The 24,051-nt window shown below is 66.9% G+C and carries 22 protein-coding genes; 16 read left to right on the top strand and 6 right to left on the bottom strand.

Features of this window, described 5'->3' with window-relative positions; genetic code table 11:
* The first annotated feature begins 94 nt into the window (after positions 1 to 94).
* The 4 genes from O7631_RS17505 (at position 95) to O7631_RS17490 (ending at position 3,989) form a co-directional block, all read left to right on the top strand.
* The gene (locus O7631_RS17505; RefSeq protein ID WP_278147965.1) at positions 95 to 1,501 is read left to right on the top strand and encodes an APC family permease; all 1,407 of its coding nucleotides are present in this window, start codon (positions 95 to 97) and stop codon (positions 1,499 to 1,501) included.
* Positions 1,498 to 2,511, top strand: coding sequence for an acetamidase/formamidase family protein (locus O7631_RS17500; protein ID WP_278145159.1), 1,014 nt, complete (start codon positions 1,498 to 1,500; stop codon positions 2,509 to 2,511). The genes O7631_RS17505 and O7631_RS17500 overlap by 4 nt, the downstream gene beginning before the upstream one ends.
* 11 nt (positions 2,512 to 2,522) lie before the next feature.
* A complete protein-coding gene (locus O7631_RS17495) occupies positions 2,523 to 3,197 on the top strand; it encodes a GPP34 family phosphoprotein (RefSeq protein WP_278145158.1) in 675 nt (224 codons plus the stop codon).
* Positions 3,198 to 3,281: 84 nt separating this feature from the next.
* On the top strand, positions 3,282 to 3,989 hold the full coding sequence (locus O7631_RS17490; RefSeq protein WP_278145157.1) for a GNAT family N-acetyltransferase: 708 nt from the start codon (positions 3,282 to 3,284) through the stop codon (positions 3,987 to 3,989).
* Between the two features lie 286 nt (positions 3,990 to 4,275).
* Here O7631_RS17490 and O7631_RS17485 read toward each other — a convergent pair whose 3' ends face one another.
* A complete protein-coding gene (locus O7631_RS17485) occupies positions 4,276 to 4,599 on the bottom strand; it encodes a hypothetical protein (RefSeq protein WP_278145156.1) in 324 nt (107 codons plus the stop codon).
* A 423-nt stretch (positions 4,600 to 5,022) separates the two neighbouring features.
* Between O7631_RS17485 and O7631_RS17480 the strand changes: the two genes are divergently transcribed.
* The 12 genes from O7631_RS17480 (at position 5,023) to O7631_RS17425 (ending at position 18,275) form a co-directional block, all read left to right on the top strand.
* Entirely contained in the window at positions 5,023 to 5,553 is a 531-nt protein-coding gene (locus tag O7631_RS17480; protein ID WP_278145155.1) for a hypothetical protein, read from the top strand.
* A gap of 644 nt (positions 5,554 to 6,197) precedes the next feature.
* Positions 6,198 to 6,407 carry a hypothetical protein gene (locus tag O7631_RS17475; RefSeq protein ID WP_278145154.1) on the top strand — a complete coding sequence of 70 codons (210 nt, stop codon included), beginning with the start codon at positions 6,198 to 6,200 and terminating at the stop codon, positions 6,405 to 6,407.
* Positions 6,408 to 6,509: 102 nt separating this feature from the next.
* Positions 6,510 to 7,070 carry an SAF domain-containing protein gene (locus tag O7631_RS17470; protein ID WP_278145153.1) on the top strand — a complete coding sequence of 187 codons (561 nt, stop codon included), beginning with the start codon at positions 6,510 to 6,512 and terminating at the stop codon, positions 7,068 to 7,070.
* 861 nt (positions 7,071 to 7,931) lie between these two features.
* Positions 7,932 to 9,260 carry an ATPase, T2SS/T4P/T4SS family gene (locus O7631_RS17465; RefSeq protein ID WP_278145152.1) on the top strand — a complete coding sequence of 443 codons (1,329 nt, stop codon included), beginning with the start codon at positions 7,932 to 7,934 and terminating at the stop codon, positions 9,258 to 9,260.
* 149 nt (positions 9,261 to 9,409) lie between these two features.
* Complete coding sequence (locus tag O7631_RS17460) at positions 9,410 to 10,135, top strand: type II secretion system F family protein (protein WP_278145151.1); 726 nt, start codon at positions 9,410 to 9,412, stop codon at positions 10,133 to 10,135.
* Complete coding sequence (locus O7631_RS17455; protein ID WP_278145150.1) at positions 10,132 to 10,992, top strand: type II secretion system F family protein; 861 nt, start codon at positions 10,132 to 10,134, stop codon at positions 10,990 to 10,992. The genes O7631_RS17460 and O7631_RS17455 overlap by 4 nt, the downstream gene beginning before the upstream one ends.
* Before the next feature lie 36 nt (positions 10,993 to 11,028).
* On the top strand, positions 11,029 to 11,223 hold the full coding sequence (locus O7631_RS17450) for a hypothetical protein (RefSeq protein WP_007458652.1): 195 nt from the start codon (positions 11,029 to 11,031) through the stop codon (positions 11,221 to 11,223).
* Positions 11,224 to 11,234: 11 nt separating this feature from the next.
* The gene (locus O7631_RS17445; RefSeq protein ID WP_278145149.1) at positions 11,235 to 11,657 is read left to right on the top strand and encodes a TadE family protein; all 423 of its coding nucleotides are present in this window, start codon (positions 11,235 to 11,237) and stop codon (positions 11,655 to 11,657) included.
* Positions 11,658 to 11,743: 86 nt separating this feature from the next.
* Positions 11,744 to 12,136: a TadE family protein gene (locus O7631_RS17440; protein ID WP_278145148.1), complete on the top strand. Its 393-nt coding sequence runs from the start codon at positions 11,744 to 11,746 to the stop codon at positions 12,134 to 12,136.
* Positions 12,133 to 12,561, top strand: coding sequence for a pilus assembly protein TadG-related protein (locus tag O7631_RS17435; protein WP_278145147.1), 429 nt, complete (start codon positions 12,133 to 12,135; stop codon positions 12,559 to 12,561). The genes O7631_RS17440 and O7631_RS17435 overlap by 4 nt, the downstream gene beginning before the upstream one ends.
* Before the next feature lie 20 nt (positions 12,562 to 12,581).
* Positions 12,582 to 15,410 (top strand): BTAD domain-containing putative transcriptional regulator, encoded by a 2,829-nt coding sequence (locus tag O7631_RS17430; protein ID WP_278145146.1) that lies wholly within the window; start codon positions 12,582 to 12,584, stop codon positions 15,408 to 15,410.
* A 351-nt stretch (positions 15,411 to 15,761) separates the two neighbouring features.
* Entirely contained in the window at positions 15,762 to 18,275 is a 2,514-nt protein-coding gene (locus tag O7631_RS17425; protein ID WP_278145145.1) for an SIR2 family protein, read from the top strand.
* A gap of 301 nt (positions 18,276 to 18,576) precedes the next feature.
* On the opposite strand, the gene O7631_RS17420 is transcribed toward O7631_RS17425, so the two are convergent.
* The 5 genes from O7631_RS17420 to O7631_RS17400 all read right to left on the bottom strand — a co-directional run bounded on the left by O7631_RS17420 (position 18,577) and on the right by O7631_RS17400 (position 23,957).
* Positions 18,577 to 19,641, bottom strand: a complete 1,065-nt coding sequence (locus O7631_RS17420) for a M23 family metallopeptidase (protein WP_278145144.1) — start codon at positions 19,639 to 19,641, stop codon at positions 18,577 to 18,579.
* Between the two features lie 475 nt (positions 19,642 to 20,116).
* Positions 20,117 to 21,094 (bottom strand): DUF2637 domain-containing protein, encoded by a 978-nt coding sequence (locus O7631_RS17415; RefSeq protein ID WP_278145143.1) that lies wholly within the window; start codon positions 21,092 to 21,094, stop codon positions 20,117 to 20,119.
* Between the two features lie 382 nt (positions 21,095 to 21,476).
* Positions 21,477 to 22,280, bottom strand: a complete 804-nt coding sequence (locus O7631_RS17410) for a hypothetical protein (protein WP_278145142.1) — start codon at positions 22,278 to 22,280, stop codon at positions 21,477 to 21,479.
* Positions 22,281 to 22,307: 27 nt separating this feature from the next.
* A complete protein-coding gene (locus O7631_RS17405; RefSeq protein ID WP_278147964.1) occupies positions 22,308 to 23,243 on the bottom strand; it encodes a DUF4192 domain-containing protein in 936 nt (311 codons plus the stop codon).
* A gap of 300 nt (positions 23,244 to 23,543) precedes the next feature.
* On the bottom strand, positions 23,544 to 23,957 hold the full coding sequence (locus tag O7631_RS17400) for a hypothetical protein (protein WP_278145141.1): 414 nt from the start codon (positions 23,955 to 23,957) through the stop codon (positions 23,544 to 23,546).
* Positions 23,958 to 24,051: the final 94 nt, after the last annotated feature.

Below are 24,051 nucleotides of genomic sequence, written 5' to 3'. Positions count from 1 at the left end.
TCCGAGCGACCCTCTCGAGGTGGAAAGGCCCCGCAGGTCTGACCCGCAGCGGCTGTCCTGCCCGAACAAATACGAGATGATCGGAATGACTTCGATGCAATTGCAAGAGGAATTGATGCGTTACGGCTACCGCCAGGAATTGAGCCGCCGTTTGCGTTTCCGGGACCTGCTTGCCTACGGCCTGGTGTACATGGTGCCGATCGCGCCGATGGCGATCTTCGGCAGCGTGTACGCCGGCTCCGGCGGGATGGTGGCACTCGCATACGCGGTCGGTGTCGTGGCGTTGGTGTTCACGGCGTTCTCGTACGCGCAGATGGTGAAGGCGTTCCCGATGTCGGGCAGCGTCTACAACTACGCCGGCCGGGGCATCAGCGCACCGGTGGGTTTCCTCGCCGGCTGGGTGATCCTCCTCGACTACGTCCTCGTGCCGGGGCTGTTGTACCTGGTGGCATCGGTGGCGATGCACGCCACGGTTCCGTCGGTGCCGGTGTGGTTGTGGTTGCTCGGGTTCGTCGCGGTCAACACGGTCGTCAACTCGGTAGGGATCCGGATGACCGCGGTGGTTACCCGGGTGATGCTCGTCGGTGAGCTGATCGTCTTGGCGGTCTTCTTGGCCGTCGCCGGCTGGGCTCTCGCGACCGGCAAGGGTCGGTTCAGTTGGGCGGCGTTCTACAGCGCCGACACGTTCACCTGGTCGGTGGTGGCGGGGGCGGTGTCGATCGCGGTCCTGTCCTTCCTCGGCTTCGACGGGATCAGCATGCTGGCTGAGGAGACCAAGGGCGGCTCCCGTCAGATTGGCCGCGCGATGGCGGCCGTCCTGATTTTGGCCGGGGTGCTGTTCATTGCGCAGACGTGGCTGGCCGCGATGCTCGTCCCTGACCCGGCCTCGCTGCTGGCCGATGGTGACCCGAACGGGACTGCCTTCTACGACGCCGCCGCCGTAGCTGGCGGTGGGTGGCTGGCGACCCTGTGCGCAGTCGCGACAGCCATTGCGTGGGGGTTGCCGAACTCGATGGTCGCGCAGGTCGCCACGTCTCGGCTGTTGTACGCGATGGCCCGGGACCGGCAGCTGCCGGCGTTTCTGGCGAAGGTGTCGATCCGGCGCAACGTGCCGATCAACGCGACGCTGCTCACCGGCGCGGTGTCCCTGGCATTGGGCCTGTACATGGCGACCCGTGCGGATGGGATCACACTGCTGTCGTCGCTGATCAACTTCGGGGCGATGGTCGCGTTCCTGGTCCTGCACGTCTCGGTCGTGGTGCATCACCTCGTCCGGGAGCGCAGCGGGAACTGGTGGGTGCACCTGGTCATGCCCGGCATTGGCTTCGCCATCTTGGTGTGGGTGGTGGTCAACGCCAACATTGCCGCCCAGCGCCTCGGTTTGGCCTGGCTCGCCCTCGGCGTCATCGTCCTGGCTGGCTTGTACCTGTCCGGCCACCGGCCTGCCCTCTCGGGGTTGGCGCCCGCGCAGCCGCAGGCGCGTCACGTGGAGCGGGTGTGACCGGCATGGACACGTTTACCTACCGGCCCGCGCGAGACGAGTTGGCGTACACCTTCGGCGGTCGGATGCCGGTGGCGCATGTGCGCGGCGGTGACGTGTTCACCGTCGTGACGGAGGACTGCTTCGGTGGTCTCGTGCGAGGGCCGGCGGACCTGCCGTCGCAGGTGTGCCGCATGCCGTACCTCAATCCGGTGTCCGGGCCGTTCTTCGTCGAGGACGCCGAGCCCGGCGACACCCTCGCCGTGCACCTCGCCGCCATCACCCCGGCCCGGGAATGGGGCGTGTCCTCGACGTTCCCGCACTTCGGGGCACTGACGTCCACCTCCCACACCGCCACCCTGCAGCCTCCGCTGGAGGAGCGGGTGTGGGTGTACGGCATCGACCGCCAGGCCGGGACCGTCCGGTTCGAGGCCACCCGCAGCGACCACAGCGTGGACCTGCCGCTGGACCCGATGATCGGCACGATCGGTGTCGCCCCCGGCGCGTTCGAGGCCCGATCCACCATCGTGCCCGACACCCACGGCGGGAACCTCGACACCCCGCACCTGCGCGCCGGCACCACCCTCTACCTCGGGGTGAACGTTCACGGGGCGATGCTCGCGCTCGGCGATGGGCACGCCCGCCAGGGCGAGGGCGAGGCCTGCGGCGTCGGCGTGGAAATCACCACGACCACCACCCTCGCCATCGACGTCATCAAAGGCGTCACCACACGCTGGCCGCGGTTGGAAACCGACCGGGACATCCTGACCATCGGGTGCGCGAGGCCCCTGGAGGACGCCTACCGCATCGCCCAGCACGACCTCGTCGGCTGGGCCAGCGCCCTGACCGGCCTGGAAACCCTGGACGCCTACCAACTCGTGTCGCAGGCAGGACGGGCGCCGATCGGCAACGTGTGCGACCCCAACTACACCGTCCTCGCCGCCATCGACAAAACCCTGCTCCCCGCCCCCGGACCCGCATACGGCGGGGCACACGAGCGGCTGCGGCGGCTCACCGCCGGACTGCGGTAGGAGCCGCGCCGATGACCGCGTCGATCCCGCGCCTGCCGCTGCGCGATGACCTGTTCCTCCTCAGCCACGACGACGACACCGGACACCCCCACGTGCACCGGCAAACCCTCGCCCTCGGCCTCGCGGGCGCGGTCCTGATCGACCTGTACCTGGCCGGGCGGGTGACCCTCGACCAAAACGACGACACCCGCCCGGCCAGCCACCAACGGATCCACCCACACAACGACCGACCGGTCGGGGACCTGATCGCCGACGCCGCGACCGCCACCATCCGCCACACCCACCCACCCCTACGCGGGTGGCTGCGCGGGTTCTCCGACGACCTCTACGACCGCACCCGCGCCGGCCTCGTCGCCAGCGGAATCCTGCGCCACCACACCCGACGGCGCCTCGGCGGCCTCATACGCGCCGACACCTACCTGCCGACCGACACCAGATGGGCGGTCGTCGCTCGCTCCCGCCTGCGCTACCTCGCCACCGGCCGCGAACAGCCCACCAACCACAGCGCCGCCCTCGCAGGCCTCGTCGCCGACCTCGGCCTCACCCACCACCTTTACCTCGACGACACCGCCACCCTGACCGCTCGTCTAAAGGCCATCGCCGGGCAGCACTACCAGCCGGTACGCGACATCACCGCCGCCGTAGACGCCGCCATCGGTGACCTCGCCACTGCCGCCTACCGCTGACTCTGCCTCCGTCACCTACCGGAATCACCGTGAGCAACTGCCTCAGGTGAGACCCATAGCAACCTGCGCATCACAGGAGTAAGCATGACGAGCATCAGTACCAACGTGACCGCACGTCGGGCCATGCCCGACGACGCGGGCAGACTTATCGGCGTCCTCGCCGAGGCGTTCTTCCAAGACCCGGTCGCCCAGTGGCTGATCTCCGACAATGACGATCGCCGCTTCGTCTCCTACCGCTACTTCACCCACGTTGTGGGGCACAGCCTGCAATACGGCCACGTGGACACAACTTCCGACGGATCCGCCGCCGCAATCTGGTACGCCCGCCCGGCACCGTCTCCCAGCATCGCCGCCGACCGCCACGTGGGCGTGCAGGAAGCGACCGGCGCGTACGCGCCGAAGTTCCTCCTACTCGAGACGATGTTCGAAGCGCACCACCCACCCGAGGCGCACCACTACCTGGCCTACGCCGCCGTCAGCCCCGAACATCAAGGCCAAGGAACTGGCACCGCGCTGTTGACTAACCACCACCAACAAATCGACCCGCTTTGCTTGCCCGCCTACGTGGAGGCCACCAGCCCACGCAACCGCGACCTCTATCTGCGGCTCGGATACCTACCCGGCCCGTCGATGGTCCTGCCCAACGGAGGGCCCAAGATCTGGCGGATGTGGCGCGCGCCGCTGGGCAGCACGATCCCAACCCGGTTCTTCACCCCGCATCTACCCCAAACATCCGGCGAGCCCAACGAACGCGGAAGGGACCATGCTGGTTCGGCCGGCTACCCCTGCTGACGTCGCAGCCATCGCGGCCATGCTGGCTACCGAGTTGCAGGGTGATCCGCTCGCCGAATGGCTCGTGCCAGGAGCAGAGCAGTGAACTTACGTCCTCCGCAGGTTGCTTGCCTTGTAGGACGACCACGCCGCCGTGTGCCGCTGATGTGTCGCCTCGGCGGGTCGTCGGTAGCCGCCCTGGCCCGTTCTCGTACGTACTCATCGTCCAACGTGGCTACACCTGCGGCACAGCAGCGCGGGCCGGCGGGCGATCGAGCCAGGAACGTCAGACGGACGACGCGTAAGATCAGTTTCGTTCGACATTGATGTGGCCTTCTTCGAGGGCCTTCTCGATCATTGCCAGCATCTCGGCCCTCTCATGCGCCTCAGCTGTCAGTGTCCAGGTCAGGTACCCGCGTCCGTCGTCGACCTGGTCGACGAGCCCAGCCTGGCGCATCTGCCTGAGCGCCTTGGACAGGTGGCCGTCGCCGGGTCTCGCTCCCCAACGCTCAACGAGGGCGGCAGCGAGCTCGGTGTATCGCAGTTGTCGGTCAGCGAGCGTAAGCAAAATCGAAGCCCACCAGCTGTGTCCGAAAACCTGCTCCAAGATCCGAAAGTGGATCAATGCCACAGTTCACCGTCTCCCCCGCACAGGTGCCCAACGCCTGACCCGAGACGTCAGCTGTCGTGAATCTGACATTGCGCGAAGGACTCACTTCACCGAGTAGTCGCGGCGGTGTCAAGGCCCCTCGCTTATCGACCTGACGGAGAGTTGCCGGTTAGAGCCGCTTTGGGTGAAAACGAAATCCAGCTGTAACGAGCAGTGGTTGTCGATGGCTCCGCTCTGTTCAGCCCCTGCGCGGCGCTGAACAGTCCGTCGCGGTGGCGCGCGGCGGCCCTACCAGCGGTGCGCACGATCTGGACGCACGATTGGCGCGCGCGGTTGTAGCGCACTCACGTGCCGTAGCGGCAGGCTCTGATCCTGAGATAGGACAGAACATGTTGACGGTGATGGAGGCAACTGGTGGCACACCGTAGGGGGAGGGTGGTAACCGTGCTCGCGCTCATCGGCCTGGTGGGAATCGGGGCAGGTTGCACACGTGGTGACGGTGACAATGAAGGCTCACCAACGCCGACGCCCGGCAATCAATCCACCTCGCCCGCCGAACCGGTTACGCCCGAGGATCTCGCGCTGGCTGCGTACCGCAGCATGTGGGCCGCCTACGACGAAGCCGGGCTGACGTCGAACCCGGACCATCCGGAGCTGGCCAAATTTGCGGCCGGCGACGCGCTGAAGGTCTTGAAAAGCGGCCTGCAGTCCGATCGACGCGAAGGGCTGGTCGGGCAGGGCGAAGTCGTTGTGACCCCGTCGATCCAATCCCTCACGCCCGCGGCCGCGCCGACTCAGGCGAAAGTCCGAGACTGCGCGGATACCTCCGGCGCGGTCAGGGTGAGAGCGACTCCGAATGGCACTCCGTTCAACGACTCACCCGGCGGGCGCCGGCTGGTCAACGCCACCGTGAGCGTAGTCGGCGAGAGCTGGAAGGTGACGTCTTTTGGGGTACAGGGAGTCGGCTCGTGCTGAGGCTCCGGCTCCTGCCCGCTGTCAGTGTCATGCCCGCAGCCTGCTGCCTGGTTCTGCTGGTGGTTGCGTCTCCCGCGCAGGCTGACAAGTGGAAGCCGGTGGACTGCGGCCTTACTCCTGACGTGCCTGAGTGTTCCGTCGAGGTGGGTACACCGCCCTCTACCGGCGACGGGAACTCCGAGGACGAACAAAACGGCGGGTCGAACACCGGTGGTGGGCACGAGGGTGCGGACGGTTGCCGCTACGTCTTGATTGGCCGGGACGGTCCGCCATCGGGTGCCCCTCAGCCCGGAGCGTGGTATTCGCGCCACTGCGTCAGCGATGGCGGGGCTTCAGCGAGGCTGCCCGTGTGGATCGCGGATGTGCAGTCGCCGGATCCGGCGGTCTTGGCACGGTCTGCGATCTCCCGGCTGAATCTGCCTGTGCCGGCGATCCGGGCCAACCCCGCGCCGCCAGCGGCTCAGCTGCTGAACGTGCCGACGTGGCTGTGGCTGGACGGCCCTTCTTATCGGGCACGGTCAGCGACGGCTTCGGTCCCCGGCCTCAGCGTAACGGCGACCGCCTCACCGAAGCAGGTGCGGTGGTCGACTGGTGACGGGGCGTCTTTTACCTGCTCGGGTGCGGGAATGCCGTGGAGCGCGGGCATGGATCCGGCTGCACCGTCGAGTTGCAGCCACACCTACAAGGCACCGTCGAGCGGCCAACCGGGCGGGGTGTACGAGGTGCGGGCGACGGTGACCTGGGAGATCGGTTGGGTGGGCGGTGGCACGTCGGGTTCGGTCGATCCAGTGACGACGAGCGCCGTAGTGCCGCTTCGGGTGCAGCGCTCGTCCGCACTCAACGGGACGGGCTGACCGATGGCCGTGTCATTGACGAGAACACCAGCCACGGCGGCGAACGGGCGATCGTCGTCCACACCTGCGCCCGTTGGGGTGCGCCGACGTTCACCGCGCAACGTGGTGCTGGGGCTCGTTCTCGCAATCGCGTGCTCGCTGCTGTTCGCCGGCACCGCGCTGCGGACCGATCCGGCGACTCCGGTCCTGGCGCTGGCCCGCGACGTGGGGGCAGGCCAGACGATCCGGGACCCAGACTTGAAGGTCGTACAGATCGTGCCCGGCGACGCCGTGCAGGTGGTAGGCGAGTCGCAGCGCGAGACGGTTATCGGTCGGACGGCGGCGGTGCCGCTGGTCGCCGGGAGCCTGTTGTCGCCCGGCCAGATGGGCGGTTCGGCGTTTCCACCGGTGGGTCAGTCGGTCATCGCCGTCGGCGTCAAGGCGGGCAAGGCGCCGGCCGGCATGACGGTGGGCTCGCGGGTGACCGTCCTGGTAGTGCCCCCGACAGCCAACGGATCTCCAGCTGTGCAGCCGGTCCGGGCGTCCGCGTCGGTGTCCGCAATCGAGGTCCCCGACGCTGCTGGGCTGACCGCCGTGTCGCTCCTGCTGTCGTCAGACGCGGCACTGCAGGTCAGCGTCGCTTCGGGAGACGTATCGCTGATTCTGCAGGGCTCGGGCGGCTGACACCGTGTTGATCGGGGTGACGAGCGCGAAGGGCTCGCCAGGCGCGACGACGCTCGCCCTGGGGCTGGCACTGCGGTGGCCTGAGCCAGGCGCCATTGTCGTGGAGGCGGATCCGGCGGGCGGCGACCTAATGGCACGGTTCGGTCGTACCTACCACGGTGGCGGGCGGGAGCCAGGGCTGGCGTCGATGGCTGCCGATGCCCGCTCCGGGGCCGACGTCCGAATGGATCCGTCTCGGTGGGTGCAACCGTTGCCGTCCGGGGTGGACGTGGTCCTGGCGGAGCCTGGCGCCGCGGCGGCGAGCCTGCGGGCGTTAGCTGTTCGGGGACCTCGAATGCTGCGAGTGCTGGCCGCCGGCCGGCCAGCCTTGGTGCTCGACGTGGGCCGGTGGGAGCCAGCTTCGCCGGCGTCCGCGCTGCTATCGGCAGTGGACGTCCTGCTGGTGGTGCTGAGGCCCGTACAGGATGAGGTACGAGTTGCGGATGTGCGACTGAACGGCCCGACGGGCCGACCAATCCCATCAGCAAAAGGTAGAGACCTTACCCAGGGACACGAGCACGTCGAGCAGCTGACCGGATTGGTACGGGACGTACAGCTGGTGACCGTAGGTGGCGACGGGTGGCCGGCAGTGGAGGTGGCCGGCAGCCTTGGGCTGCCGCTGGCCGCGACCGTCCCGAACGACCGTCGAGGCGCCGGGATTCTGGCTGGACGGATGGTGCCGCGGCGGGGTTGGCAGTCGACGGGCTGGACGCGGTTGCCACTGCTGCGGGCCTGTCGTGGCCTTGCACTGGACCTCGATCGGCATGCCAGTACCGGGACGGCGGTCGCGTCGGTGACGGCGCACGCCGGGGTGAGCGGCCGATGAATGCTCGGCATTCCGCTCCGGGGAACAGCATGGGCGTGGGGGGCGCCCACGCGCTGACCAGTGGTGAGCGAGAGGTTCTCCATGCATTACGAGCCACGGTCGCCGTCCGGCTACAGGTGTCGGTCGTCGGTGGAGCAGACAACGCGGGCGACGTCGACCTATTGATATCCAACGCCCTCGACGAATATGCGCGCGAGGCGTTGCACCGCGGGCAACCTCCGCTGAGTGAGATGGCCGAGCATCGGATTCGGCAAGCGTTGCGCAATTCCTTCGTTGGCGCCGGCGGGCTGCAACCGCTCCTCGACGACGAGGCGATCGAGACCATCAACATCAACGGCTGCGACAACGTGCAGGTGCAGTACCGCGACGGCCGACGTGCCCGGGTGGCCGCGGTCGCACACTCCGACGCCGAACTGATCGAGCAGTTGCGCGACATGGGCGCCCGGCTCGGAGCCCATGAGCGCCGATTCGACCCGGACGCCCCCGAACTCGCCATGCAGTTGCCTGGCGGAGCGCGTCTGCACGCGATGCAGGTGATCAGCGATCGAGTCGCGGTGTCGATCCGCCGGCACCCCATGGTGAAGGTAAGCCTGGATGACCTGGTGGGGATGGGCGAGCTGACGCCGACAATGGCGGACCTGTTCACCGGCCTGGTGTTGGCCCGCCGGAACATCGTCATCAGCGGCGGCCCCGCCGCAGGAAAGACCACATTCCTGCGAGCCCTCGCCTCCGCGATTCCCGCGCAGGAACGCCTGATCGTGATCGAGGACTCTCGCGAGCTGTCGCTGGACCCGCAGGTCCACCCGGACATGGTCTCGATGCAGGCACGGCAGGCAAACATCGAGGGCGTGGGCGAGTTCAGCCTGGATCAGTGCGTCCGTGCCGCGCTGCGGTTGACGCCGGATCGGGTCATCCTCGGCGAGGTTCGCGGGGCTGAGGTCGTGCAGATGGCCAAGGCGATGTCGATCGGGGTGGACGGGTCGATGGCGACGGTGCATGCCTCGTCGAGTTCGCAGGCACTGCTGCGGATGACCACCTATGCGATGGAGCCGCCGGCATCCTATCCACGAAGTGCCGCGACGTCACTGCTGGGCGAAGCCGTGCACATCGTCGTGCACTTGGACCGCACTCCCAATGGCCTTCGAGTGGTCTCCTCCGTTCGCGAGATCGTCGGCACCGACGGGGACCAGATCATGTCCAACGAGGTATACCGGCCTGGTCCGGGTCGCCAGGCAGTGCCGGCGACCCGGCTGCGGGACGAGACCATGGACCGGCTCGTCGATGTTGGCCTGGATCCTGCTGCCCTCGACCGTGACGGGTGGTGACACGGATGGCCATGCCGGTCGTGCTGCTTGTCGGACTACTCAGCGGCCTTGGCCTGTGGCTGGTCGTTGACGGATTCCGGCGGCGCGACCGTGACAGCCCTGCACGAGTGGACGGCTTGCTACGACGAGCTCGTGCGGCCGTAACTCCCGTGCGGACCGTAACGGTGATCATCGCGGCGGTGGTCTCGGGGCTGGTAACCGGCTGGCTGGTCGGCGCGATCTTGGCTGGCCTGGCAGCGTGGAGCCTACCCACCGTGCTGATCGGGAACCGGACTCAGCAGCGTGAGCAGGAGCAGTTGGAGGCGATCGCGGGCTGGACGGAGAGCTTGCGCGACACGCTGGCCGCGGCAGCTGGGCTGGAGGAGGCGATCGCCGCGACGGCCGGCACGGCGCCAGCGGCGATCCGACCGCAGGTCATCGCGCTGGCGGAGGCGATCGACGCTGGGGTCCGCCTGCCGGTCGCGCTGCGCGCGTTCGCCGCTGATCTCAATCATCCGACCGGGGACATGGTCGTGGCGTCGTTGCTGCTGGCGGCCACCAGGCAGGCTCGCAACCTCGCCGAGCAGCTCGGTGCGCTCGCGGCAACCGCACGGGAGCAGGCCGCAGCCCGGATGCGGATCCAGACCGAGTGGGCGACCACCCGCACGTCGGTGCGGATCATCATCGCGATCACCCTGGCCATGGCCGTCGGACAGGTGCTGCTCAACCGCACGTTCCTCGCTCCCTACGACACTCTGGCCGGGCAGGTCGTACTCGCCATCGTGGGTGCGATGTTCGCCGTCGGGTTCATCTGGCTCAGCCGGATGTCCCGGATAGCCCGTGAGGAGCGGGTGCTGACCGGCGCCAACTCCCAACCCCAGGTGGTGACACGGTGATCCGGGAGGCGCTGCTGCTGGGGGCCGGTACCGGAACCGGCCTTACGCTGGTCCTGCTGGGATTGCGTCCCAACCGACCTGCCCTGGTCGACGTGCTCGACGGCCTACGTCGTCCGGCGCCGCCCCCGATGACCGCCCGACAACGCCGCTATCAGGTGCTGGGGGCACCCCTCGTACGCCTGGGCCTGCCTACCGCTCGCACCCGCAGCGACCTGGCAGTGCTGCAGAAGGACGTTCCCACGTTCCTTGCCGAGCAGGCCGCAGCCATCGGCCTGGGGGTACTGGCGATGCCCGTCCTGGCCGCACTGTGGGGCGTCGGTGGGCTGGTGCCGCTGTGGCTCGCCGGCCTGGGCGGACTGATCGGCTACCGATGGGCGGTCACCCGGGCCCGCGCTCAGGCGGAGAGGCGGCGTGCCCATCTGCGTCACACCCTGTCGGTGATGCTCGACCTGGTCACCATCAGCCTGGCCGGCGGCGCCGGCGTCGAACAGGCCCTCGACGATGCGGCAAGCGTCTGCACCGGCTGGGCCGCCGACCAACTGCGTGCCGCGCTACGCACCGCCCGGCTGACTCGGCAGCCCCCGTGGCAGCCCCTTGGCCAACTGGGCCTCGATACGGGAGTGAACGAGTTGGCCGAGTTGGCCGCCACGATGCAGTTGGCCGGCGCGGAAGGCGCCCGGGTCCGTGCTTCCCTCGCTGCCCGGACCTCGGGGATGCGCGCTCGCACAACCGCGGCAATGGAATCCGCCGCCCGCTCGGCCGGCGTCCGGATGTCCCTACCCGTCATGCTCATCGCCGTCGGCTACGGCCTGTTCCTGCTGTACCCGGCCATCGCGGCCATCCGCACCGGCCTCTAAACCGAATCCGTACGGAGCTCGAAGGAGTTGATCACCATGATCCGCCGTCTACGCGCCAACCTTGCCTATGGGCTCAGGGCCATCCGTGAGAATCCCGAGCACGGAGCAGAGACCGTCGACACAATCATGTGGATCGCCATCTTCATCGTTGTCGTCGGCGGAATCGGCATGCTCTTCCGGGACACCGTGACGCAGTACTGGAACTCCCTGGTCATCACCATCGGCTTCTGACCGTCACGATCATGGGGAGTCCGAGCAGGACCAGGCAGCACCTCCGCAGCAGACTCCACGGCGACCGCGGCTCAGTCACGACCGAGACCGTCGGCTACACCGTCATCTTCCTGCTCGCGCTGACCGTGATCGTGCAAGCCGCCGTCTGGTCGCTGGCTGATCAGTCGGCTCGGCACGCCGCCAAGGAGGCACTTCAGGCGGCACGGGTCTACGGGGCGACGGCCGAGTCCGGCCGCAGCGAAGCCGCTGAAGTCCTGGCCGAGACCAACCCTGCCGGCATCGACGACATCCAGATCACCGTGGAGCGTGGGCCGGTCACCACAACCGTCACGATCACCGGCACGGCGAACCGTGTCGTTCCCGTGCCAGGGCTCACCGTGCCCATCGAGGTCCAGGTCCAGGCACCCACCGAAGATGTTCCACCCGTGAGCTGAGACCAGGCGGAAGGAGCGAGGCGTCGATGACGAAGGGCAGTAGAGCACCACTGCCTCGGCGGTGTCCGTCCGGCGATTGCGGCTCGGTGTCGGTCGAGGTAGTCGGGCTCGTCCTGCCGGTCATGGTGATCGTGGCGATGCTGATCGTCGGCGCATGGCGGTTGTCGGCCACTCGCCTCGACGTACACGCCGCCGCCGCGTCCGCCGCGCGCGCCGCATCCCAACAGCGAACCGCCGCTGCCGCGCAGTCCGCCGCCGAGGAAGCCGCCCGCGGCGACCTCGCCGGCCGGGCCCGCGGATGCACCCCGTTGACCGTTGTCACGGACCTACATGACTTCGGCCGTGGCGGCTCGGTCACCGTCACCATCACGTGCCACGTCTCCACCGATGACCTGATCGGCGTCAGCGCCCCGGGCGGCGCCGACACGACCGCGACCGCCAGGGCCCCACTGGATACATATTCGGAGATCGTTCCGTGAGCCGCCCCTGGTTGGAGACGGTCCGCCGCCAACTGCGCGAAGACCGCGGCTCGGGCACCGGCTGGGCAGCCGGAATGTTCCTCGTCGGCATGCTCGCAGCCGCACTGATCATCGACGGCGGTGCCGCCATGACGATGCGCGTCGACGCCCGCCACGTCGCCCAACAGGCCGCACGGGCCGGAGCAGACCGGATCGATCTACTCCTGCTCCGCACCGCCGGCACCGTACAACTCGACCCGGTTCTGGCCGAAGCCGCGGCGACCGAATACCTCGCCCAGGTCGGAGCCACCGGCACCGTCTCCGCCACCACGACGTTGGTCACGGTCACCGTCACCAAGACCGGGCCCACCCCACTACTCGCCGCCATCGGGATCACCACCGTCACCGTCTCGACCACCGAGCGCGCCGAACCCGTGACCAGCTAGACCACCGTGAAGGGGGTGCCATGAACGTCACTGCGGCGCTCGGCCGGCTCCTCACCCGCCTCGCCAGCGCCACCGCGCTGCTGTCCATCACCGTCGGCATCCCCTACGGTCTCGCCGCTTACATCGGTTGGCCCCTCCCCCGCACCGTCCCGCAGGACGCCGCCGGCTGGCAGGCATGGCTCACCGCCGGCTTCACCGACACGATGGCGGTCAACCTGCTGGCCATCGCCCTCTGGCTGCTCTGGGCCGTGTTCACCGCCAGCCTCCTCGCCGAGGCGTTCGCCGGGATTCGCGGCCTACCCATGCCGAGACTGCGCGGCTTGACGTCCGTACAGACCCTGGCAGGATGGCTGCTCTCCGGACTCACTGCCGGCGTCGTCGCCACCGCCACCGTCGCGCCGGCAACGGCGACTCCCCCACCCTTGTCCGCGGTCGTGCCGGCAGCCGCGGCGCACGCCACCCCGGTGGTGCTTCTCGGCAACCAAGCGACCGGCCCAGCCAAGGTCGGTATCGAGCAGCAGCCGCCGATCCTCTGCGCTGGCGAACACCACGTTCTCATCAAAGGCAACAGCTACGTGTACGTCGTCCAACGCAACGAAAGCCTCTGGGTCATCGCCGAGAAGTGCCTCGACGACGGCAACCGATGGCCCGAGATCTGGCAGCTCAACCGCGGCCGACATTTCGAGGTCGGCGGCACGTTGCGAGCCCCCCGCCTGATCCAACCCGGCTGGGATCTACGGATGCCAGCCGACGCTGTCCCACCACCAGCCACCGATCCGGCACCCGCGAAACCCGCCCGACCGCCGGGTGCCGGCCCGGTACCCGCATCACCGGGCCCGGCCACGTCGACAGCCCCACCCATGTCGACACCGTCCTCCTCAACCGCTGAGGACCCGGACGGTGTGGTCGAGCAGGCACCGGGCATGCCGGCGTCGTCGGGGCCGGTCTCGACCCCAACAAGCGCCAGCCCGGCGACGCCTGACCAAAGCGATGCCGTTCGGCCGCCCGGTGAGGATCGCGGCGTGGGCGTACCCGGCGGATGGGTGAGCATCGGACTGGCCGCTGCACTGGCCGCCGCCTCGTCGATCGTGTGGCTACGCCGACGCACCCGCTACAACCCCATCGCCGACATCGACCCGGCCACCGATCCCACCCTGCAGCCCTTGCCGGCCGTGGTCAGCCGGCTACGTCGGGCCGTCCGTGCGCAGGCACCCGAACTACTGGCACCCCCGCCGCTACAACCCACAGTCCGTGACCTCGCGGGCGCCGACCGGCCGCCGCTGGCACCGATCGGGCCGTCCGGACCGCAACTGGCCGGCCTACCCGACCACCCACGAGGAGGCCTCGGCCTCACCGGACCAGGCGGAGCCGACGCCGTCCGCGCGATGCTCGTGGCGACGCTCTCCTCGGGCAGCGTCCACGACCCGGACGCCCGCGGGCAGGTGGTGATCCCCGCGACCGTTCTCGCCGACCTGCTCGGCGGCACCGCGATCACCGACCTGGTCGGTGCCGTACCTCGGCTGCGAGTCACCGCCGGACTCGACCACGCGCTGACCTACGTCGAAGAACAGATCATCCACCGCACGCGTGCCGTCACCGACGCCGACGTCACCGATGTTGCCGCGCTCCACGACGCCGACCCACACCACGATCCCCTTCCACCGATCACACTGATCGCCGACATCCCCGACACCGCGATCCGGGCTCGGCTATCCACCGCGCTACACCTGGGCCACCCCCTGGCCATCAGCGCGGTCATCGCCGGCCACTGGCCGCGCGGCACCACCCTCACTGTTGCAACCGACGGCACCACCACCAGCAACGAGCCGGGACAGACCCCCAAGCTGTCGGTCCTTGACGCCGACACCACTCTGCAACTGCTCACCGTCATTCGCGAAGCGCACACCGGAGAGCCGCCATCTCCCCCTCCCAACGACCCGACGCCCGAAGGGCCGGGTTCCACGAGCGGTGGCGACAACACATCCACGGCAGAGACCACCGCGAGCCCAGCACCGTCAGTCAGGCCAACCCCACCCGCCGAACTTCCCCGAGCGAGCGGGAAGCGGCAGTCACGGGTACGCGTCCAGGTGCTCGGCCGGCCGATCATCTTCGGCGCCGACGGCAACCCCGTCCCCGGCGTCCGCCGAGCAAGTTATGAACTCCTCACCTACCTCGCCGTCCACCGCCAAGGTGCGGATATCGCCGACATCGAGGTAGCGATGACACCGGATGCCACCCCACGCCGCGCCCGCGACCGCCTGTCCACCAACGTCGCCAACCTCCGCAATCGGCTGACCCACGCCACCGGACTCGACCCCAGCGCGGTCAGCGGAACCTTCAAACCGGTCGCCAACCCTGGCGGGCGCTACTACCTCGACCCGGCCCTGCTCGACGTCGACTGGTGGCGCGTCCTCGACGCTGTCAGCCGGGCCGGCGCGACAACCGACCGAGACGCCCAGCGCGCGGCGCTCGATGACGCAGTCAGCAACTGGAACGGCCTGCTCTACGACGACAGCTTCGAATGGATGGACGGGCCACAGCACAGGTGCAGGCAGGTCGGCGTCAACATCCACGCTCGACTCGCGGTTCTGCTCGCCGACACCGACCCCGGTCGAGCCCGGACCCTTCTCGACGCTGCCTGCGAAATCGACCCGATCAACGAGGAGGTCGCTCGCCTCGCCATGAACGCCCATTCCGCCACTGATGACACCGCAGCCATCAACGCGCGGCTGGCAGCACTTACCTCAGCCCTTCAGGGGATCGACGAGGACGTCTCCGACGAAACTCATCGACTCGCACGTCGACTGCTCCACAAGTCCCTACCGCATAACGACGGACCGTCAGACTGAGAGTGCGTTTCATGGCCTGCAGGGGGAGCTGATGCTCGAGTGCCAGTGCAGGTGGCGCAACCAGTGCCAGATCGCCTGGACGCCGGCCAGTGGGATTTGATCATCACGAGTTCCCGGGTTCCCGAGACGGCCCGGCTCGCACGAATCAACGCCTCATCTCGGCCAGTTGGCCAAGCATCGAGTCAACCCGTATGGCCCGTGGCCATGGCGGTCGGAGGCAGCACGCGGATCGCGGCGGAAGAGCACTCCGCTAAAGGTCCACGATTTGCGTAGGTTCGTTACCAACGGGTCTGCTTGCGGGAGGAGCATGTCGGCTTAGCCGGCGTACGGCGGGGTGACATACTCGGTCGCGTGATTGACCTCAAAGCTACGCTAGGTCAGGACCATCTCGACGCGTTCATGCGTGGACTGGTGCGGCGTCGTTATCACGCCTTGCTTGGCGCCGGCGCGAGCTTCGGCGGAACTAGCTCAGATGGAAGATATCTCCCGGGAGCTGAGGGACTCGCGACCGAATTGCAAGACGCGTTTGCACTCCCCCCGATCGGGGCTGCGGGCCTTCGCCGCCTTTATGCAGGCGCTAAGGGCAAGACGACAACATCTGGCGTCAGCCTCGATGCTTACCTGAAAGCGCGGTTCTCGAATACAACCCCGCCCGACTGGATGGAGTGCTTTGCCCAAGTCCCATGGGAACAGATCTGGACGTTAAACATCGATGACTGCGTTGAGGTTGCCTACACAAAGTGGAGCCAGATAGCGCGACAAAGCGCCGTCAGCATCTCATGGACTGAGCAGCATCGAACTCCGCGAGCAACCCTCGACGAGACTCTCGTGATCCACCTGCACGGGAAAGCAAGCAAGGCGCACAGGGACCCCGAAATCGTCTTTGACATCGCCGGATACGTAAACGCCACGCTAGCCCAGCATCGCTGGCACAGAATTTTCGGTGATGTGTATCCGGCTAAACCATTTATAATCATTGGGGCGTCCCTCGATAGCGAATTTGACCTTCAGGTAGTGCTGGAGCAGGGCCGCTACAGTACGCCCGACGGCCACCCGTCAGTTATCGTGTCGAAAGACATCGACGCATTCCAGGCGGACGAGTATCGGCGCTATGGACTTATTCCAATTGCAAGCGCGGCGGACGAGTTCTTCTCGTCCGTTCTAGAAATCCTTCCTCAGTATCTGGCGGAACTCACTCATGAAGAGGCTTCAGCGGCGACCGACCATCCACGAGAAATCTTTACTTTCCTTAACCAGTGGCAAAGGCTAGAAAGTGCTCCTCCGGGGCCAAATCGAGACCGTCGCCACGATTTTTATGCAGGGCATTCGCCAGAATGGCGTGACATTCTGCTATCGCTACCTAGCGAACGCGATCGGCACACGGCCACGGTCGACAGATCTCTGGAGGATCTTAAGCACGGCGAACATATGATACTGCTCATCTCAGGTGACCCATTTACCGGAAAGAGCACGTTCTTACTAAGCATCGCAAGTGAAATCAATTCACGTGGTTATGAGCCATACCTTTATGCAGGCGAGGAGGCGATCGATATTCACAGTGCGGCATGGTGGCTGCAGAGGTACCCGCGCTCCGTGCTGCTGATAGATGACGCATCTGATTTTGCGCATGACATTGAGAAGCTTAACGTGCGTCTTGACGGCACTCCAATTGCGCTCCGAGCAATATTGACGGAACGCGCAAGTCGCGCTAGGCACATCGATAATGTTCTGGCTGCCATACCGCACGATAATCTCGAATTGAACAGGAGGCTATCGGTCGGCGAAGTCTCGAGGCTCATCGACAAGCTGACAGAAAAGAAGCGTCTAGGGTCCCTGACTGGGAAGGCAAAGACAGAGCAGAGGCGATACTTCGAAGGGCACAAGCGTGAGCTCTTTTCATCGATGGCCGAGCTCGAGCATGGTCGAGGATTCGTTTCGAGGATCAAAGATGAGTACGCAGCTATTGCGGACGCAGGCGCACAGCGCCTGCTGGGGGTAATCGCTATCGTTGGCAATCTGGGCTACGAGCTCCCCGCGCCCCTGGTAAAGGCGATTTCTGGACGCACCCCGTTGGAAGCAGAGGCGATGGTGAGCGTCGGAGAGCTAGCTGACCTTGTTGCCATCCGAAACCGCAGAGGCTTCCATTTGCGGCATCGGATACTTGGAACACTCCTTGTGGAGCACTGTTTGGATCCGGAGGAAAGGTTTGAGCTAGCGAAATCCTTAGCAATAGCGCTCGCTCCACACGTCTCACGCTCCGCCATCACGGCAAATACAGTTCACTATCGAATTACGCGTGCCCTGATGACCGCTCAAAACCTAAAGAGGTTTCTCGGCAGTAACATTGATGTCGTACTCGATTGGTACGATGCGGTAGAAGCCGGTTTCGAATGGAACGCCCGATTTTGGGAACAGCGCGCACTTGCGGCGGCGGATGCCGGATATTTCGAGCCTGCGTACAGTTGGGCCAGGGAAGCCGTAGCACGACACGAAGACTCTTTTACCCTGAATACCGTTGGCACTGTGCTGATGCAGCGGGCAGCCAGTGAAGCACTTGGAGGCCAGTGGCCGACGGATTCCTTCGAACTGGCTGAGAGTGCACTGGCTCAAGCTCGCGACCTGGAGGGCGCGGTTTCAGAATATCCTTACGAGACCTTCTTCCGATACTTCGAACGCTTAGTTACGTTGGTCGAGGAGCGTGATCGGGCACTCAATGAGCAACTGAGGAATGTATGGATGAACTGGCATTCGAGGGTACTGTCGCTCGAACCGTCTTACCGAACGCGCCTGAATAGTTCACTAAAATCTGCCTGGGACGCCTGGGAGAGAACTACGCAAATGCCGACGCGGCTCACGGACTCTTAGGTCAGTCAGAAATTTGCGGAAGGACCGGTCGTGCCCGCACTCGTATTTCCGGATCTGCGTGGGCGCACGTAGCAATGCAGTTCTCGCCGCCCGTCGATACGTGATAACACTATCAGCGTGCGGCAAACGGCGACACGTCAGTCCAACGACCACGGTCGCTACCCGGACGACGGTTCGGATCGTGGAGAAACTGTCAGCCTTGTCGGGATGGGCGGGTTCCTCGCAGATTTGGGTAAGCACCCACCGGTCTACCAACTCCATGATAGGACCGAGCATTGATAAGAATCGGTATGGCGGCCGGCTACCCCAACGGTGCGCCTTCGTTGATCATGAATGAAACCGGATCTATGGCCGCTTCCGCACTGGCATCACCGTTGACGTGCACCTCGAAGTGGAGGTGCGGCCCAGACGAATGACCGGTCGAGCCGACGACACCGATGGGCTGGCCGACCGCGACGCGGTCGCCGACCTCGACCCGCGGTGGTTCGTTCATATGGCAGTACCGGGTGATGATCCCGCCGTCGTGATCGATGTCTACGTACCAGCCGCAGCCGCTGGTGAGATTCGGGTCCCCGTCGCGATCGCAGCCCCAGTTGCTGCCGTCGCGGTTGTCGATGGCGTTGCAGCGGACCCGGCTGACGATGCCGGCGGATGCGGCTCGGATCACGGTGCCGCGTGGGGCGCTGAGGTCTACCCCGTCATGACCGGGCCGGCTTGCGGTGCGGAAGCCTGAGCCGACAGGCGCAAGGACTGGCTGGGTCCAAGGCCCACTGGCACCGCCGCAGCTGGCCAGCCGCCCAGTTGGCAGTGAACTCTCACCGCTGGTGATCGTGCCGACGAGTTGAGTGGCTTCCGGCTCCCACTTGGCGTACGCGTCGGGATAGGCGCTGACTTGCACACGTTGGGCTGCCTCCGTAAGCGGCATGGTCTGCCAGCCGAGGATCGTCAACAACTTGGCGTAGAACCTAGCGGCGGCGTAGGTCGGGTCGAGAAGTTGCGCGACGGTTCCCCATCCTTGGCTGGGTCGTTGCTGGAACAGTCCGACGGAATCCCGGTCGCCGCGGGGAAGGTTGCGTAGCGTCGATTCCTGCATCGCGGTGGCGACGGCGATCACCCACCCCCGAGTGGGCACTTTCCTGCTGGCTCCGGTGGCGGCGATGATGGCAGCGTTGGCTACCTGATTGCGATCCCACCGGCCGACAGCGGGCCACCCACCCGGCGGCGCTGGGGCAAGCGATCGACCGAGTGTCGCACCAGAGCCGCAGCCGGCAGCGGAGCCTCCCAGCAGAAGGCCGGCGCCCGCGAGACAGACGAATACCACCGTGACGACGGCAGCGAGCAGGGTGGCGAGCATTCGACGACTCACCGCCGGCTCCAGCAATCAGGTCGACTGGTGGTACTGAGGCGTGGCTTGATGGTCATGTTTCCTCCACTGGTGAACACTCCCCAGCGGCGCCAAGGAGCTGATCCCGCCGCGTCCGGCGAGTCGAAGGGGGTCTGGCGCTGCGACGAGCAGGTCTACAAACGCAAAAAGGGCCGCATTTGCGGCACCAGGAGGTGCAAATCGAGTTCCGGTGGGCGGCTATCGACAGCGAGAGGACAGGCCGGACGCGGATCGCGGGGCAGGCTGAGCAGGATTGAATCGGCGGATCAGGCTCCGGCGGGATTCCATGGGCACGAGGACCAGACGGGTCCCCCTTCGACCTCGAGAAATGAGTCCGTCCAAGGTGTGGTCTCGTGCCGGCCCCCTCTGCCCTCTACAGAAGTGAGGCAGAAGACCCACCACCGGGACAGAGGGGTACCTGCCGGGACCGTCATGCGGAGCCAGCGCTCATTGAGACTCAGGGCCCAGGAGTCGAGGGTGCCGCCGGCACTTCGGTCAAGTTGTCGTGGCTTCCGTTGTGGGGGGCCAGTTCGGCCAGCCGGCGGGCGATCGGGACGGGGTGGTCGAGCATGCCGACCTGGCCGGCGCGCCGGATCGCCTGGACGGAGCGCACATCGAAGTTGTGTCGCTGCGCGAGGGCACGAAGGTCGGTCTCGCCGTCCTTCATGTCCGCCCAGACGGCCTGCCAGCGACGGTAGCGGTCGGCATTCACGGGGATGCGGCGGATCAGGTCGACCGGCCACGGCTGTTCGAGGTCTTCGCCGGGCGCGAGGTCATCGCCGTCGTGCCGCGACGTATCAGGGTCATCCCGCGACACGTCGGGATCGTGTCGCGAAACGTCGTCCGGCCGGTTGTCGTCGTCCGGCGCTCGCCCGGCGATCTCCGGCTCGGTGTGGTATCGCTGGCCGCTCGCCTGCGGCTCAGGTTTCTCATCACGCTGCACCGGGTTGGCGGTGGGGTGTTCGAGCATCCGCGACAGCATTTTGATCGCGGCGATGAGCGCGACCGCGGGCCAGCCGGCGATGATCCGGGCGATGACGTCGTCCTCTGCGATGAGGATGTTCGCACCGAGGCTGACGACACCGCCGGCGGTAAGGGCGATCCACGGGAACGCGCCCGAGGGGCGGCCGGCCCGTCGATCGGCGAGGATCGCCAAGGTGGCGACGACCTCGATGCCATCGACTGTCAGCGGGAAGGCGTGTGCCTTCCAGCCCTGCTCACCGCGCGATTCGGCAAGTTCGCGGAGGTGGTCGTAACTGACCGCACCGGCGACACCAGCCAGTCCGAGGGTGGTCAGGGTGGCTGCAGTGGTGATGACGAGGTCAGTCAGGGACCGTCCCGGTCCGACCGGGCGGGCGGTTCGCCGAAGTACTACGTCGATTGCCGTAACGGCGATGGCGACGGCGATGCCCACGAGGACGAGTCGGATGTCCATCAGCGACCCGCCCGTCGTCGCGACGGCGTGACCCCGATGTCACGGGTCGGTCGGGCGAGGCTGCGTGCAGTGTCGGGTGTCGTGACATACGCCTGCCGGGCAGTCGTCCAAGCGACGACGTCCACCGTGGGGCCGCTGTCCTCCTGGCGGTCCGCGGCTGGGCCGGTGGCGTGTCGATCCGGGGTCGCGGAGGTAAGCAGGTAGGGCGCGATGGTGACGAGCTGGCCATGCGTTCGGGTGTTCAATCGCATCAGGTTTGCGCCTTCCAGAAGGGCGGTGCCGGCGCCCTGAAGGCGCCGGCACCGCACATCGGTGTGTTCCGGCGCCCAGGGGCGCACCTGGTGGTGCGTCACCCAGGGTGCGGGCGTGGAGAACGCGGTCGTCAGTCGGCGCCGAAGTCGTACTCGCGGTTGTGGACGGGCACCACGTCGACCGCGCGGATCTTGTCGGTGTGGGCGCGTGCGACCTTGAGGCGGTCCAGGTCGTTCGCTACTACGTCTACCGCGACGGAGATAGCGCCCCGTGGGTCGAGGACCTTGACCTCGACGACGAGTGGCACCACGAAGACGATCCGATAGCGGGAACCTCGCTCGCCGCCGGCGTTGCTGGTCGGTGGTGAGTCGTCGAGCGCGCGCAGCCGCAGCTGCCACTGTTTGGTCGGGTGGACGGATGCGTGCCGTAGGCAGCGAAGTTCGACGCGGAGGAGGCGTTCTGCAGCGGCCACGGCCTCGTCGCTGTTGTCCGCGTCGGTCTCGATGGCGAGCGGGGTGTGAACAGTGGCTTCGAAGTGGGTCCGCAGTGGCGGGGGCATGGTCAGGTAGCGCAGGGCTTCGTTTGCGTCCGGAACGGTAAGTGCTCCGGTGTTGACCGCGAACATGATCCAGCGCCGCACCAGGTCGACAAACTGCCGGTAGCGTTCCTCGATGGCCGCGCTGCTGTCGCGGATCTCGTGATCAGCCAGGGTGAGTGCGCCGCGAAGCGCGGCGATCAGATCGGTGTCGGCTTGCCGGACGAGGGCCATCTGTTGGGCGACGAGGTCGGCGGCGGCGCGGACTGCGTCCACGTCGGGGGCAACGGTGCGGGAGTGCTGGAAGCCGGCATACAGCAGGTCGAGGATCTCCTCGGCGCCCCAACGGTTCTGCTGCATGACGGTGGCGGCGGCCGAGTCAGTCGGTGGGTTGATCACGGTGCTGCTCCCCTCCTGATCGCGCGATCATGGGTGGTCCGTGTGCTGGGCAGCCCAGGTCTGCCAGTCCTCGAGGACGGACGGGGGGATGCCCGCGCGGAGACCGTCGAGGACGAGCAGTGCCATCCCGTAGCTCGGATCCGCCGTCAGAGCGCGATGCGCCGCAATGTCGGCCAGCGCACCATTCCCCTGCAGCCAGGCGGTGAAGGCCAGCAGACTGGCTGGCGCCGCAACCAGGTCCGGGTCGGCCCGCCGGGTGAGGTCCCGCCACAGTTCGAGGTGCCACTCCTCGCGGCTGGCAGTCAGCCAGGCATGGTCCCGAACGGCGATGGTGCTGAGTAGCGTGGTGAGCCAGGCGACCTCGTCATCAGTGCACCGCAGACCGCTCCGGTACCGGTTGGCCGCCTCCGTCAACGCTGCCTGTCCTTCGGCCTCGACGGCGCTGAGACTGGCCGGTAGGTCCGCCAGCCGCCGGCGGGCACGGTCGGTTGCTTCGGTCATGGCGGCACGGAGGGCACCGCCTGCGGGTGCGATGGAGGCCGCGAGGCTTGCGCGGTCCGCGAACGGGCTGGATCCGGATACCACAGCCTGTACCGACAGTGGGCTGGCGACCGCGTCGAACGGCGTGCCCTCGGGTGAGCAGCACGTCGGGTTGTCGCACAGGTAGGACCAGTACCGGTCATCGGTAACGCGTAGCGCGTCGTACACCTGCAGGCCGGCGACGGTGAGTACCGCACGGGCAGCATAGACCGCCGGCGTCGCGAGATCTTCCGGCCCGTAGGCGGCAATCACCACATGGGTCGCGTGAACCTGGTCGAGGGCCGGCAACGCCTGGGCGATGTCGTCCAGTCCAGCGGGCAGATCTCCCCGGGTGACAAGGGCGACCTTCGTCCCAGCGATCGCGATCAGGACGATGCTGTTTGTCGGGTGGAACCCGACCAGGTGCGGCACGGCAGCGAGCATCTCAGCGGCCGAACGCACCGGCAGGATGGAGTTGTCGGGGCTGGTCATCGTGTTTCCCTCCGATTCGGATCCACCGGCACGAGCGGGTGGATTGGTGTGGGATTGCGCGGCCCGGTCAAGTTCGGCCAGGTGTTGGCGGGCGCGTATGGCTCCGCCGGGAGCGCGCCCGAGCGCGGGCGTGTGTTTAGGTCCGGGTACGCACGAAGGTGCGGGTCGACGGCTGCCCGCAAATGGTTGTCTTCTCGCCGGACGAAGCCAGGTACGCATGCCCCCGACGCACTGCCGTCGGCGCGAGCGGAATCACGGCCGGGGCGGGGTGATCTCCACGTGCAGGTCCCCGGTGAACCCGGTGGCGAAGGTCATCCGGAGTCGGTTCATGTCCAGGCGCTGAATTTCTCGAAGTCCGTTGCGGTCGGTCATCCAGCGTGAGCAGCGCATCGCATTGCCGATCTCCGCGACGACCAGATCGAGGTCGGGCGCGATCGGCGGAATCGGGTCCAGACCCAGGTGGCGACGGCTGTCGGCGGACCAGATTTCGTCGGTGGTGATCCAGTGACCGTCGCGGTGTCGGAACTCCACAGCGTCGGCGGGCGCGTTCTGTGCCCGGGCCAGGTCGAGCAGGTAGGCCAGGTAGTCGGGGGCAGAGCCGCGCATGCGGCCCCAGGCACGGATGTACGGGTAGTCCTCGTTACCGCCAGAGGCTTCGTCAGTCATCGAGGTTGGTCCTTTCAGAGCGAGCGGCCCGGGACCGCGAGCGGCGATCCCGGGCTGCGAGGTCGGCTAGTTGTGCTGGCCAGCACCGCCCCTG

The sequence above is a fragment of the Micromonospora sp. WMMD967 genome, assembly GCF_029626165.1.
GTDB classification, from domain to species: domain Bacteria; phylum Actinomycetota; class Actinomycetes; order Mycobacteriales; family Micromonosporaceae; genus Micromonospora; species Micromonospora taraxaci.
This window is presented reverse-complemented; position numbering and strand designations above follow the sequence as displayed.